Origin of the sequence: Candidatus Chlorohelix allophototropha (assembly GCF_030389965.1) — a bacterium.
Taxonomy (GTDB): Bacteria; Chloroflexota; Chloroflexia; order Chloroheliales; family Chloroheliaceae; genus Chlorohelix; species Chlorohelix allophototropha.
In genome coordinates this window covers 537,397-550,588 of sequence record NZ_CP128400.1, presented here as the reverse complement: position 1 = coordinate 550,588, position 13,192 = coordinate 537,397, and the positions used below count along the sequence as shown (strand labels likewise).

At 45.6% G+C, this 13,192-nt stretch carries 11 protein-coding genes; 6 read left to right on the top strand and 5 right to left on the bottom strand.

All coding sequences use genetic code 11. The features are described 5' to 3' along the window. Positions 1 to 172: 172 nt before the first annotated feature. The 4 genes from OZ401_RS15075 (at position 173) to OZ401_RS15060 (ending at position 5,021) form a co-directional block, all read left to right on the top strand. A complete protein-coding gene (locus OZ401_RS15075; protein ID WP_341467900.1) occupies positions 173 to 1,492 on the top strand; it encodes a transposase in 1,320 nt (439 codons plus the stop codon). Positions 1,493 to 2,016: 524 nt separating this feature from the next. Further along, positions 2,017 to 2,826: an RIO1 family regulatory kinase/ATPase domain-containing protein gene (locus OZ401_RS15070; protein ID WP_341471292.1), complete on the top strand. Its 810-nt coding sequence runs from the start codon at positions 2,017 to 2,019 to the stop codon at positions 2,824 to 2,826. 700 nt (positions 2,827 to 3,526) lie between these two features. Beyond that, positions 3,527 to 4,192: an SRPBCC family protein gene (locus OZ401_RS15065; RefSeq protein WP_341471291.1), complete on the top strand. Its 666-nt coding sequence runs from the start codon at positions 3,527 to 3,529 to the stop codon at positions 4,190 to 4,192. An 82-nt stretch (positions 4,193 to 4,274) separates the two neighbouring features. Further along, entirely contained in the window at positions 4,275 to 5,021 is a 747-nt protein-coding gene (locus OZ401_RS15060) for a DUF364 domain-containing protein (protein WP_341471290.1), read from the top strand. 261 nt (positions 5,022 to 5,282) lie between these two features. Here the strand turns inward: OZ401_RS15060 and OZ401_RS15055 are convergent, their stop codons facing one another. Continuing rightward, positions 5,283 to 6,671 (bottom strand): IS110 family RNA-guided transposase, encoded by a 1,389-nt coding sequence (locus OZ401_RS15055; RefSeq protein WP_341471289.1) that lies wholly within the window; start codon positions 6,669 to 6,671, stop codon positions 5,283 to 5,285. Positions 6,672 to 7,118: 447 nt separating this feature from the next. On the opposite strand from OZ401_RS15055, the gene OZ401_RS15050 reads away from it, so the two are divergent. After that, positions 7,119 to 8,255 (top strand): LysM peptidoglycan-binding domain-containing protein, encoded by a 1,137-nt coding sequence (locus OZ401_RS15050; RefSeq protein ID WP_341471288.1) that lies wholly within the window; start codon positions 7,119 to 7,121, stop codon positions 8,253 to 8,255. A gap of 27 nt (positions 8,256 to 8,282) precedes the next feature. Beyond that, complete coding sequence (locus OZ401_RS15045; RefSeq protein WP_341471287.1) at positions 8,283 to 8,645, top strand: roadblock/LC7 domain-containing protein; 363 nt, start codon at positions 8,283 to 8,285, stop codon at positions 8,643 to 8,645. Positions 8,646 to 8,710: 65 nt separating this feature from the next. Here OZ401_RS15045 and OZ401_RS15040 read toward each other — a convergent pair whose 3' ends face one another. From OZ401_RS15040 to OZ401_RS15025, 4 genes are all read right to left on the bottom strand, one after another. Further along, positions 8,711 to 9,376 carry a DUF4230 domain-containing protein gene (locus OZ401_RS15040; protein WP_341471286.1) on the bottom strand — a complete coding sequence of 222 codons (666 nt, stop codon included), beginning with the start codon at positions 9,374 to 9,376 and terminating at the stop codon, positions 8,711 to 8,713. Positions 9,377 to 9,686: 310 nt separating this feature from the next. Beyond that, on the bottom strand, positions 9,687 to 10,583 hold the full coding sequence (locus OZ401_RS15035; protein WP_341471285.1) for an NAD(P)-dependent oxidoreductase: 897 nt from the start codon (positions 10,581 to 10,583) through the stop codon (positions 9,687 to 9,689). A 20-nt stretch (positions 10,584 to 10,603) separates the two neighbouring features. Further along, positions 10,604 to 11,938, bottom strand: a complete 1,335-nt coding sequence (locus OZ401_RS15030) for a (Fe-S)-binding protein (protein WP_341471284.1) — start codon at positions 11,936 to 11,938, stop codon at positions 10,604 to 10,606. 31 nt (positions 11,939 to 11,969) lie between these two features. Further along, complete coding sequence (locus OZ401_RS15025; protein WP_341471283.1) at positions 11,970 to 13,184, bottom strand: FAD-binding oxidoreductase; 1,215 nt, start codon at positions 13,182 to 13,184, stop codon at positions 11,970 to 11,972. Between the last annotated feature and the right edge of the window lie 8 nt (positions 13,185 to 13,192).

The following is a 13,192-nucleotide window of genomic DNA, read 5'->3' as shown; positions in this document are numbered from 1 at the left end:
TGTTCGTTTAATCTTTTAAATCTAGCGGAGTTGTTATTTAATTATACCATTTGAGTTTTATTAATTAAATATTAATCTACCTATTTGACGTTTAGATAAACCAAAGGGCAAGCAGTGTTGGCACAACTTGCCCAGACGAGTAATGTTCTAATTGAGAAAGGACACTACTCGTATGAACCTTAACACACTTAAAGAATTTCGGCACGAAATCTATGACTGCTTTGAATACGCCAGTGACGCATTGTTTAATCTGGCGGATGCCCTTATGACAGAAAGCCAGGCTCAATCGGTACTGGAACTGACCCTTTCGCCCAATTTTGAGCGAAAATGGCCCAGTTTGTATGAGGCTTTGCAAATGGGTCAAGTTAACCAAACTCGCTTCGAGCAAACCATGGTGCGCTACGCCCCTCATCCCTTCGATGGTGAAAGATTGGTACTGGCAGTGGATGCTACCAATATCGAGCGACCCTTTAGCACTACATCTGCAGATCGTGGCTGGCTTTACAAACACAATCTGCCCAATTGTGATAAGCCCGTGACCGTGGGTTGGCAATTCTCGACCGTGGTGGTGGTGCCGGCTCAAACCAGTAGCCATACATACATTGTCTCCAACCGCAGGATCAAAACCAGTCAAACACCAGCAGAGGTAGCCAGCCAGCAACTGAGCGAATTGCGCCCATATTTTGCTGAAAGACCGCTCAATCTGGGAGACCGGTACTACCCCACCAAAGCATTTATTCAAAATAGCAGTAAGGACTATGACTTGCTGCTGCGGCTCAAGTCTAACCGAGTATTCTATCGAAAAGTGGTGAGAGATGAGCAGAAACGAGGTCGCGGCGCTCCCGCTAAACACGGTGCTCGTTTCCAATGTAATGATCCCAATACGCACGGTTTGCCGCAGCGAGTGTGGGTTGGGACGGACGAAAATGGACACAAACTGGTAGTAAGCGCATGGACTGAGCTGCATTTGAGGGAAGCACCTGAACTGGCACTGAGCATAATCCGAATACAGCGTGAGGCAGCCAGTGGTAAAACCCATGACCCTCTGGAAAGTTGGTATGTGTGGTCGGGTCAAACTGAGCTTGACCTGACGCAAGTCTGGTCGTATTACAAGAGGCGTTACTCGATAGAACACGGCTATCGTTTTGACAAACAAGATTTGTTGTGGGAAAAACCACGCTTGCGCTATCCGAGCCAGTTTGAGTTGTGGACGGCGATAGTCAGTTTGGTACACGACGAATTGCAAATCGCTCAAGGCTTGGGCTTGGAAGTGTTGCGACCTTGGGAAAATAGTCAACGACAGCCAAGCCCTCAGCAAATTCGACGAGGCTTGTCCGGAATAATTGTGCAGTTGGGCAGTCCGGCCAAAGCCAGCAAAGTGCGAGGAAATGGGAAGGGTCGAGCGGTTGGCACCAAAGTAAGACCGGCTACCCGCTATAAGGTGGTCAAAAAGGGGTTTTCTACCTCTAATTTGACGAATATTCGCTGTTAAATTTGCTGGTAACTGGCTACAAACTGTCATTCTTTTGTAAGTTCCGATACGGGTTTCTATTTCCTATAGCCCCGTTTATCTAAACGTCAAGAATCCTATTAACAATATGACGTTACTAAATATTAACGTTTGATTTATTATTTTTAGCTACTCAAAAGACCTATTGACGTTTTTACAATCTGTGCGTATAATACAAACAGCTAATCAAAGTATTGAGTTATACCCTATTAGGAGGAAAGCAGTATGAAGAAAGTCCTTGTTAGTACCTTACACCGCCTAAAAAGCATACTCTCGCGCTCTTGAAGGTTGATAATTTTCTATCCTGAGAAATCCCCATTCGGTTTTTCCTCATAAATGGATTGAAGACCGCAGGCGCGAACTATTAGCCTGCCGGTTTTTTGGTTAAATCTATTCGTTGAAAGCTCTGTTGTTTCAGAATAGCAACTCGATTAAAAGACCTTTTGCAGGTGCGGCGGTGTATTACCAAGCCTACTAAAAATTTTAATTCTACTGAGGTGACTATCTTGAAGAATAAATTTAATTACAAGAGCGAAGAATCAGAGCTACTAGACCAGTTTGAACAATTTAACCGGAAAAAGGGTCGAGAAGAACCCGAATCTAATCCATTCGAGCCTTATGTGAAAGAAAAAATGATCACGCAGATGTTGCGTTTGGTTAAAAGCGGCAAGGAAGCGAAAGTTTATTGCTGCGAAGCCACCCCACAAATGGATTCGGATTATCTGGCTCTAAAGGTTTATATCCCGCGTGAGAATCGCAACTTCAAGAACGACGCTACCTACCGAGAGGGGCGGGTTGTGCTAAATCAACATGATGTTCGCGCCATGCGAAAAAAGAGCGAGTGGGGCAAAGTGATGTCCAGCGGGTTGTGGAGTAATCAAGAATATATCTATTTGCACATGATGTATAGGGCTGGTGCGGACGTACCAAAACCCTATGCCCAACGTGGCAATTCTATATTGATGGAGTTTCTGGGCGAAGGCGATCTGGCAGCCCCGATTCTTAACAATGTCGAATTGGAGAACGCGGAAGCTAAGATTGTTTTCGAGCGTTTGATGCACAACATTGAGTTATTTCTAAGCCTGAATATCGTCCATAGCGATTTGTCTCCCTTCAATGTGCTTTACTGGCAAGAGCAAATCAGGATTATTGATTTTCCGCAAGCGGTGGATGCACGCTTTAACAAGAATTCTGAATGGCTGTTGGAGCGCGATATTACAAACCTATGCCGCTATTTCAAGCGTTTTGGCGTTATTGCCGACCCGGCGAAACTTAGCGGGAATTTCTGGTTGCGCTTCCAAAATTCGCAGTTCTGATCGTCAATATTGCTTCGTTTTGAATCAGGGTGATTCACAGAATAACAAAACAAGCAAAAGCGGCGGTTTGCTATCCTGATTGGGTTAAGGCGAAAAATTGGCGAGCACCCTACTAGGCAAGGATTCGCTTGTTTGGGTATATTTCAAACTCTACTGTAGAGTTACAAGAAATAGATGTTCAGATTTGGTTTTGGAATCTTCTGGCAGGTTTTGTGCTTAAGTATTGCCGTATTTTCCAAAAACCTTTTCTGAACATCTATAACGTTATTCCCAATTCAGTATACTAGACAGTTACATTTCCTCGATACGCAAGCAGGGAATCAGTGCCTTTTATACTTCGCACCAGACCTTCTTGGGAAAGTCTCTCATCCCTGCTTGCCTTAACTGAGTAATTACTCCATTTTATCGCTTTTGAATTCGCTATTTTAATTGTCAATCCTCTTTAGTTGTGCTACTATCAAAAAATTGAGAGTTGCCCAAATCCACTTGTTCGGTTATTTATAACAAAGGAAATGTCAGGGGAGGAATCCCAGTCTTTTATCCTGTTTATACATTTATAAGTGAATTTCCTCAGCAGCATTAACAATAAGGGGTTTTAATTTCAGCTTTGTTGTTAGGTTATTTTTCCTCTCAACAATTTAGGCAGCTACACTTGAGATGACTAGTAGTAAAAATAATAAGTTTTAATCGAGGATTGACTGTGAAAATTGATGGTAATTATACATTTGAAGCACCTCGCGAAATGGTCTTTCACATGCTACAAGACCCCGAAGTTCTTTCCAAAATTATTCCGGGTTGCGAACAATTAACCCTTGTGGGTGATAATGAATACGAAGCCGCTTTGGAAATTAACGTTGGACCTGTAAAAGGAAAATTTAAAGGCAAGGTATTGCTTTCCGACCTTAATGCGCCTGAGAGCTATACTATGACTATCAATGGTAACGGCGCACCTGGCTTTGTAAAAGGAACCGGACATGTTAAGCTGGAACAGCAAGGCGTGAATACAACGCTGATGACCTATGAGGGTGATGCCCATGTGGGCGGTCGTATTGCCAGTGTAGGACAACGCCTCGTTGAAAGCGCCGCAAAAGCTCTTACCAAGCAAAGCCTCGATGGTGTTAATCAATATATAGAAGCAGTCGTTAAAGCTAAAGCCGAGAAAGAAAGCCTCCCACCACCAAAAATAGAAGCTCCTAACCAAACTGAATTTGCAATGGGAGTGGCTAAAGGTGTGATTTCAGATATTGTTCCCCCCAACCGTCGTCCTCTATATGTTGGTGCTGCAATTTCATTGTTGCTACTATTCATTATATTGCGCTCAAGACAATCATCAAAAAAGAAAAGCACCCAAAATAGCGATAGCTAGATTCTGATTTTGCGCTGCCAGATGCAAAATGGCTTTTGATAAAGCTTTGGCTGATTTCATACAGGTTGCAGGCTCTTAAGCTATGCCTATAATACTTGACTCTATAATTGAAACGCTGCCCAACGGCTGGAAAATAAAACAGATCAATATCGGGGTTAACTGGACACTGGTTGAGATTATTAACCCGGAGGGGTTAACTCGTGCTGGCATTGCTGCTACCCCCGGACCAGAGGAATTTAACGCGCAAACGCAATTTCATTACGGCTTGAACCAGTTGCCTATTAGCGATGCACGCATATTGGCAGAGAAAGTTAGGGAGGTTGCGCCTGTTCAGGCAGCATTAGGACTGGCGACACTGAATAGTATGCTTTCTCCAGACCCAACGACGCTTACCGACATTGATGCCGGCGATTGGTTGGTTGAACATTCTATTGGGCGTAAGGTTGCAATTGTAGGGCATTTTCCATTTGTGAAAGAGCTTGTACCGATAGCGAACAAGCTTTGGGTGTTGGAACTAGACCCGCGCGAAGGAGATTTGCCTGCTTCAGATGCTCCCAAAGTGATACCCTACGCCGATTTGCTGGCAATTACCAGCAGCACTTTGATTAATCACACCCTTGAGAGTATTCTTGAGCTTGTACAACCCGGAACTAAAGTTATTATGCTCGGTCCCTCTACTCCCCTCACGCCAATACTTTTCAAGTTTGGAGTAAATTTGCTGTCAGGCGTGCAGGTTTCCGATATGCCCACTCTACTCAAATCGATTGAAGCTGGCGTATCCTTCCGAAAAATGCGCGGGTTACGCCGGGTAAGTTTGCTAAACATATAGGCATATTGCTCTACTATTTTCTGAAATTAACAGTAGCACTATTCTTAATAGTATCTTTGCAAGAAATGTGTAGATACACTTTGTATATGCGATAGTGCTATGAAATCAACTTGCTTTTGCATAAATTTGCGTAGGGCATCCGGGATATAAAATAGTTCCCACAAATCCTTTTTACATCCTAGGGGATATATTTGCGCTCTTCTTGAGCAATCCGCTCTGATCTCGATTTATAATATTGTGCGAAGAAGCCATCGTAGTTTGTCAAGCCACCTGAGCAACCAATGGTAACTCTTTGGCCACAAACTTAGCACCGATCCAGACTTTTTTCGGGTCGAAGGTGCTGTCGTTCTTTAACAAAGAGTAAGCTGTGATTAACATCTTACGCATAACCGCCATCAATGCACTGCGCCCATTCATGCCACGCTTCCTTAATTCGCGGTAATAGTCCCCAAAGGCAGATACTTTAAGACGCAAACTGACTAATGCCACCATGTATAACAGGCGCCGCAACCGACCACTGCCACGCTTGGAAAGTTTCACCTTGCCTTTCCATTTTCCGCTTTCCTTCACGGTTAAATCTAGCCCAGCGTAGGCCACCACCTGATTACAATTGGTAAAACGTCCAACTTCGCCTAGCTCTGCCCGTAACCCTGCGATGGTTTTTGGTCCAAATTCGGGGATTTCAGCCAACTTCTTGGCTGCTTCATCTTTTTGCAGTAGTTGAGCAATTTCACTTTCTAAAATCTCAAGGTTAGCCTGGGTATGTAGCAATTGGTCGCACAAAATCACTAAGCCCTGGGCACGGGCATTACTGGCAAGCCCACTACTGGCAGATTTTTTACTCAATGTAAGTAGCCGTTCAGCGGTTTTCAAACCATAATGACCGTTACTTAATTCAATGAGTTTAGCACTTAGAATTCCTATAGGAACTTCTGCAATTGCTTGACGGCTAGGATATAAGGACAGGGCAGTGGGGCGGCAGGGGTCAGCAAAGACCTGAGTATATTCTGGAAATATAACAAAAAGTAAGGCGTGAATTTCATTTCGATAGCGACCAATTTCATCGGCTAGGTTGGAATGAAGCCGAACTAATTCGCGATAGGTCGCCACCAAATCACCTGGCACATAAGCTGGTCGAGCCTCATCGCTTAGGACTACCCTGGCAATCGTTCCAGCATCCAAGGCATCAGTTTTAGCCCGTAAACCACGACGTTGTGCGAACTGATGGGTTTGGACCGGATGTAAAAGAATTAAATTATAACCCAATCTGGCTAGATAGTGATACAAGTTTTCCCAGTAACGTCCAGTCGCTTCCAAGCCGATGGTGATTTGAGCTGGTATTACCCCTAAACTTTCGAGCTTAGTCAGCACAAAAGCATAACCTTGCGCGTCATTAGTAAATTCGAGAGGCTTGATGACTACTGTTTTGTCAGGGCGAAGTACACTTATACTACACTTCTCACAACCTACATCAATACCCACGGCAAACAGCCGACCTATTGAGGCTTGCTTTGGGGTTTCACATGGAGGAGTAATCATTTTTTGCACCTTAGTCCAGCTAAAAGGGCTGCTACACAATGCACTATTGAACTTACGGGACACCCAACCATTCAGCGCGTGCGTAAGCTTATCGCGGATAGCCAGTCGCATAACTGCGCTGTAACAAGCCTAATTGCCGCTACTAGCGCTAATGGTCGGGGAACAGTCTTTGCAAGTCGGTCTTCTCCACTGCTATCCAGTTATGAAGCCGTAAGTCGAGACCTCGGTTCTCCCGTTACCATCAGTCTATTAGCTTTTGAGTACTTTGCTGTAGTCTAAGCTTTTCTTTGTTCAAAACTATTATATAAGCCAAGCTAAGCGAAACCTTTGATTACCTTGGCACGTTCTTAAATAAAGAGTCAACACAGGTTATTGTCAAGTTAAAAAATGGTGCTATAATTTACATATAGAATTATGTAAAACTATAGCGCGCAACTCCAGGTTTGCTCGGAAAGCCATGAAAAATAGGCTCGCCGAAATGTTAAAAGAGAATGCTAAATATCTAAATACAGTGTGGGGAAAGACACGCATTTTGAAGACCGAAGGAGTGTAAGGCACATGCGCCACCGAATCTCAGTGTTATTAATTATGGTGCTTATATCTGCCTGTTTTCTGATGTCTGTGGCAGCGCCAGCACAGGCAGCGGATTCAACCTACCGGGTGCAACGCGGTGATACACTGAGCGATATTGCAGTCCGTTTCAATGTAACCGTTAGCGAAATCGCACAGGCAAACGCCATCGTCAATGTAAATAACATTTACGCCGGGCAAGTATTAAAAATCCCCACGCAAGGGCAGACTACTAACACAGCTTCTAACACTTCACAAACTACGGGCGATGAAGCTTATATCGTACAAGCGGGTGATAGCCTCACTTCTGTGGCTGCTAGATTCGGTGTCAGCATTTCCCAACTAGCCAGCGCCAATAACCTGTCTGTGATGAGCTACCTGTATATCGGGCAAACAATCCGCATACCGGGACAAGCTGCTGCCCCCAAACCACAGCCTACCACAGCGCCTGCTACTCCTGTGCCTACTACCGTTCTTACCACTATGGTTGCAACTACCGAAGCCCTTGCCAACACAAAAGCCTCTACAGGCAGTGTTAAACATAAGGTAGTAGCAGGGGAAACGCTCTCGTCAATCGCCGCTTATTACCACGTTAATGTATCGGACATTGTACAGGCAAATAACCTCGCAGACCCCAATGTCATTAACGTTGGACAAGAACTAATTATACCCAGCGCACAGGGCGGGCAAGGTGGTGCCCCAGCACCTACCAAAACACCTGAAACACCACAAGCGGCAAACAGCGTTAACCCGCTTTCAGATGGTAAATGGATTGACGTAAATATTAGCCAACAGAGGTTGGTTGCCTATGAAGGCGACAAGGCAGTTTTCAGTTCGCTGGTAAGTACCGGAGTGACCGGACTTGCCACCCCGGTTGGTACTTTCCAAGTGTATGTAAAATATCAGTCACAATTGATGACCGGCGGTAGCGGAGCAAGTTATTACTACCTGCCGAATGTACCTTACGTGATGTATTTCTACCAAGCATATGCTATTCATGGCACTTATTGGCACAACAATTTCGGTCATCCGATGAGCCATGGATGTGTTAACCTACCTACTCCGGCATCACAGTGGATTTACAATTGGGCGCCAATGGGTACTCAGGTTAATATTCATTACTAATTCTACATAAAAGGGGGTCTTGATCAAATGACGTTCCAGGAAATTCTAGCAGAGGCAATTCAGAACGTAGATGGCATCATTGCTGCCAGTCTGGTAGGACTGGATGGGATAGGTGTTGATACGATACTGGCAGAAGGCGTAGAAGGAATCGATAGTGTAGAGGTTGAGGTTGAAATTGCCGGGTTGGTTAGCAACATCAACCGCACCCTTGGTGTCCTAAAAGCTGGAAAAGCACGTGAAATTATACTCAGCGCTGATAACTTAAGTTATCTCATTTCCAGCGTAGATGCCGATCACCTGTTGGTATTTGTGCTTACCACTGGAGGAAATCTAGGGCGCGCTCGCCTCGAAGTTCGCCGAGCCACCCAACGTTTGAACGAGAATTTCTAACAACCCTTGACCACCCCTAGAAATCAAAACCCCCTTCTCCAAACCGGGAAGGGGGTTGATTCATGTTATCGAGGTGGGGCAGTCAAGCTAGAGGTTGGTGTAGTCGGCGTGATAGTTGGCTGATCAGCATAATCAAACTTGACCTGTCGATAACCCAATTGGAGAATAAAATTCCGCAACTGAATTTCGGCGTTCAGACGCGCCTCTCGAAATAACTTCCCATCTTGCAAAATGCCATCTAGTATTTTCTGCTCACCCGTAGCCTGCATCTTATCTACAATATTCTTGTCGGTGCTAGTACCGCTAAATAGCTGTGAATCTTTACTTACAACCCAACCGTTTCTTTCTTTTGTTAAAATTTCTGGAGCAGGTAAGGTTATTGATGCCGTCAGATTCTCCATATCGGTTTTTATATCTGTATCTTTCATTTTGGTCATATCAATTCCGGCTGTAACAGTCATAACCATCTGATAATTCCATTTTTCGGTGGAAAACGGTATTAGATTTTTAGTTTCACCCTCTACCGTAGTAGAGCCGGTTACCTGAGCCGTAATCAGCTTGTACTCGCGGGTAATATTTCCAATCAAAATCGGCGCGGGAGTATTCACCACGCTTTTGCTAGTAAATGGATTGGAACCCGAAGTAACATACAGGTAGCCAACAATCCCCACTGTAGCGATAACCAACACACCTATCAGCTTGGCAAAAAATCCGCCTGAGCTTTTTCCCATTAGAACTTACTCCTATATCGCATCGTTTATTTGATAACGGTTTGGGCAGTATTATTCACGATAAAGGCGACAAACATACCGATAATTATAAGAATAGCTATTATAATAAGTCCATAAAGTATGACACGACCCATCTACTTGTCTCCTTATATTCTACAAATGAGACCAATTACTCCGAATAATACTTGTCATAAATAACACTTTACATGTAATTATAACAGAGAAATATTATAAATATAGTATGAATGTTCTGTTTAAAATAAGATTCCCTCTTCCCAGCCCGGAAAGAGGGAGAAATAACACCATAGCTTTACGCAATCGGTTTCCCGGTAACATCGGTGTAGAGCGTTGCTAATACGGTGTAGTCATCACGGTTATGCCCCGTAGCCTTCAGGATACCAAAGAGTTGTTGCACAAACGCCGTACCCATCATCGGTACGCCCATTTCTTTACCAGCGCCAAGTGCCGCATTCAAATCCTTATACAGCAGTTCGGTGGCAAAGCCCGTGGAAAAATCGCCCTTGAGCAAATTGTTGGGAATCCATTTGTCCATCAGGTAAGAGGCGCTGGTAGCGTTCAACAATACCTCGCGCAACATATGAGGGTCTGCGCCCGCCTTTACCCCAAAGGCAAAGCCTTCCGCAATTGCCAGTGTATTCAGGGAAATGATAATTTGGTTTACCAGTTTTACGGTTTCGCCCATACCCTGTGGACCAACCCGCACCGGAGAACCCATAGCGCTGAGTACAACCTTACCACGCTCAAAAATAGCCTCGTCTGCACCCGCCATAATCGCCAATGTACCGGTGGCAGCGCGGAAAGGCCCGCCGCTAACCGGAGCATCTATAAAATCAATGCCCTTTTCTTTCAAGCGTGCTGCGATTTTCTGACTGGCAACCGGGGAAATTGTACTCATATCAATTACCAGCAAGCCGGGTTGCGCCCCTTCGATAATCCCATTAGCGCCAAAGCAAGCTTCCTCTACTTCAGGCGCGTCTGGAACCATTGTCACGATAACTTCGACCTTACCCGCTAAATCAGACGCATTCTCCGCTTCTTTCGCCCCCAGAGCAAGCAACTCTTCTAATGGTTTACGGTTGCGATGCGCTACCACGTAAGTTTCAAAGCCCTTGCTCACTAATTGCTCTGCCATCGGGCGACCCATCGCGCCCAATCCAATAAAACCCACTCTTTTTATATCTGACATTCTTCTCTCCCCTTTTAAATTTATTCTCCGGCTTTATAAGCGCGTTCTAACAGTTCAGCAAGGTGTAATACTTCGGCTTTTTGACCGTCCTCGCGCAAGCCATAGCTGATTTGAATAGCGCAACCGGGATTACTTGCCACTACGATATCGGCGTTAGTTTGGCGAATATTGGCGGTTTTCCAGCCAAGCACTTCGTTCGCCATTTCCGGCTGAACCACATTGTAAATACCGGCGCTTCCGCAACACCAATCACTTTCTTTCATTTCCACAAATTCCACGCCCGGAATCTGCTTGATAAGTTTGCGTGGTTGCTCGAAAATTTTCTGCCCGTGTCGCATGTGGCAGGCATCTTGGTAGGTAACGCGGGCTTTTAACCGACCTTTAGGTGGCACAAAACCTACTTCCACCAGTATTTCGGAAAGGTCGCGCACTTTAGCCACAAATTTTTTGGCGCGTTCAGCGTAAGCAGCATCACTGTGCAGCAAATGAGCATAATCCTTCATGGCAGAACCACAACCGCTGGCATTGACGATATAGAAGTCTGCGCCTGTCTGCTCGAAAGCCATAATATTCCGGCGTGCCAACTCACGAGCATGCTCAATATCGCCCGTATGAGAATGGAGCGCACCACAACAAGCCTGATTTTTGGGCATCAGCACTTGGCAGCCGTTACGGGTCAAAACGTTGATAGTATCGGCGTTTGTACCACGGAAAAGCTCATCTTGGATACAGCCCGTCAGGAAAGCCACTCGCGCTTTTGTTGCGCCTTTTGCCGGGATTATCTCGTCAAATTTCTGCTTTCGGATTCCGCCCTGCGCATCCGGCAGCATCTTTTCCTTTTCATCCAGTTTGCCCGGTAATACATTGAGAAGTTTAGTAGCGTGTACCGCTTTCTGTACGCCGCCCTTCTGGTAAAGGCGCAAACCGAATCCGGCAGAATGCATCGCCCAAGGACGCATGAACAGAAATCCAAGAGTTACCTTTCGTATAGCGCGTTCAGTTTTAGAATTTGGCTCTAATTGAGCGCGTGCCGCTTCTAGCAACGAACCATAAGGCACGCCCGAAGGACAAGCAGTTTCACAGGCGCGACAGCCGAGGCAAAGGTCAAGATGTTTGCGTAAATCAGGGTCATCTGCGGAGATTTCGCCCGAAGCCAAGCCGCGTATCTGGTAGATACGTCCACGTGGTGAATCCATTTCTAACCCGGTGGCTTTGTAAGTGGGGCAAAAGCTAAGGCACAACCCGCAATGCACGCAGGTTCTTAGCTGTTTTTCGGTGATAATGTCCAGAATCGGGCTGCCTTTATATGGCGAGAGGCTTTCCCCCGCTATGGCATTTTTATTGACAGTTTTCATATTGCCTCTATAATTTATGCAATAATTTAGCTTAAAGCCCCTTCAAGAACTTACCGGGATTTAGCAACCCTTTACTGTCAAGGCTGTTTTTGAGCACCTGCATACTTGTGAGACTGTTAGTACCGCCGGGATTACCCCACACCTCGACAAGTTTTTTCAAGCCATCCGGCGCTTTTTCTAAAACGAGGCTGCCACCTCTGGCTTGTATTTGCGAACGCGCCTGCTCTATTAATTCGGCGGCATCTTTGAACTGTTCCTCTTCCAAATCACCGTAGAGATATACCAAGCCCGTTCCGGCGCGTGCCTGTAACTCCGCGCTCATTTCCAATTGACCGGCAATCTTTGAAGCTAGTTTCCAAGCTAAAGGTATATCTAACGGTAAGACGCTGAAACGCAAGTTTACTGTGTAACCCTGAGATAAATTTCGCAACTTTTCCCAAGTAGCATGGGCTTCTGCCGATTCAGTCACAAGATTCACTTCGGCAGCGCCGTTCGCTTTGCATAGCGCCACCATATTTTCTATCTGGCTGATTACTGCCACTTCTACGCCGTCCGCTGCACCGTATAAGGCTACTTTGCTTGAGCTTTCCGCGATTAGCTCAAGAGCAGAAGGGCTGTTATTGCTACGCGCCAGTTTACGAGCGGTCTCCAGCGCCTTTTCATAGCTGCTAAAATGGGCAATAAACCAGCGACTGGCTTGAGGCAAGGGCAATACTTTAAAGGTAACTTCGGTCAGCAAGCCCAAAGTACCGAGCGAACCGATTAGCAACTTGTGCAAATCGTAGCCGGTTACATTTTTTACCACCCGCCCACCGTTATGCCCAAGCGAGCCATCCGCCAACACAAATTCACAGCCAATTACCAAGTCACGCAGCGTACCATAGAGCAAACGCTTGGGTCCGCTCACATTGGTTGCCACTACCCCACCCACCGTTGAGTCGGGGAGTTCGGTAATATCCAGCGGTATCCATTGTCCCCGCTCTGTCAGAATTTTTTTAACCTCAGACCAACGCGCCCCGGCTTGAAGAGTAATGGTCAGGTCACTCGGTTCATAAGCTATCAACTTGTTCAGTTTTAAAGTGGAAAGGGTAATAGTGGGCTTGACGGTAGAAAGATTACCGATATATTGTCGTGTTCCGCCACCCTGAATATTAATCGCGAGGTTCTTTTCCCAAGCTGCCCTCAGTATAGCAGAAGCCTCTTCGGCGGAGGTGGGCGTGATAGTTTTCAGTTCCAAATCTTGCATCTATTCCT

What these genes read in the sequence shown, in the direction of transcription:
- OZ401_RS15025 (WP_341471283.1), bottom strand. Translation starts at nt 13,184, where the DNA reads ATGCAAGATTTGGAACTGAAAACTATCACGCCCACCTCCGCCGAAGAG.
- OZ401_RS15045 (WP_341471287.1), top strand. Translation starts at nt 8,283, where the DNA reads ATGACGTTCCAGGAAATTCTAGCAGAGGCAATTCAGAACGTAGATGGC.
- OZ401_RS15035 (WP_341471285.1), bottom strand. Translation starts at nt 10,583, where the DNA reads ATGTCAGATATAAAAAGAGTGGGTTTTATTGGATTGGGCGCGATGGGT.
- OZ401_RS15075 (WP_341467900.1), top strand. Translation starts at nt 173, where the DNA reads ATGAACCTTAACACACTTAAAGAATTTCGGCACGAAATCTATGACTGC.
- OZ401_RS15060 (WP_341471290.1), top strand. Translation starts at nt 4,275, where the DNA reads ATGCCTATAATACTTGACTCTATAATTGAAACGCTGCCCAACGGCTGG.
- OZ401_RS15050 (WP_341471288.1), top strand. Translation starts at nt 7,119, where the DNA reads ATGCGCCACCGAATCTCAGTGTTATTAATTATGGTGCTTATATCTGCC.
- OZ401_RS15030 (WP_341471284.1), bottom strand. Translation starts at nt 11,938, where the DNA reads ATGAAAACTGTCAATAAAAATGCCATAGCGGGGGAAAGCCTCTCGCCA.
- OZ401_RS15040 (WP_341471286.1), bottom strand. Translation starts at nt 9,376, where the DNA reads ATGGGAAAAAGCTCAGGCGGATTTTTTGCCAAGCTGATAGGTGTGTTG.
- OZ401_RS15055 (WP_341471289.1), bottom strand. Translation starts at nt 6,671, where the DNA reads ATGCGACTGGCTATCCGCGATAAGCTTACGCACGCGCTGAATGGTTGG.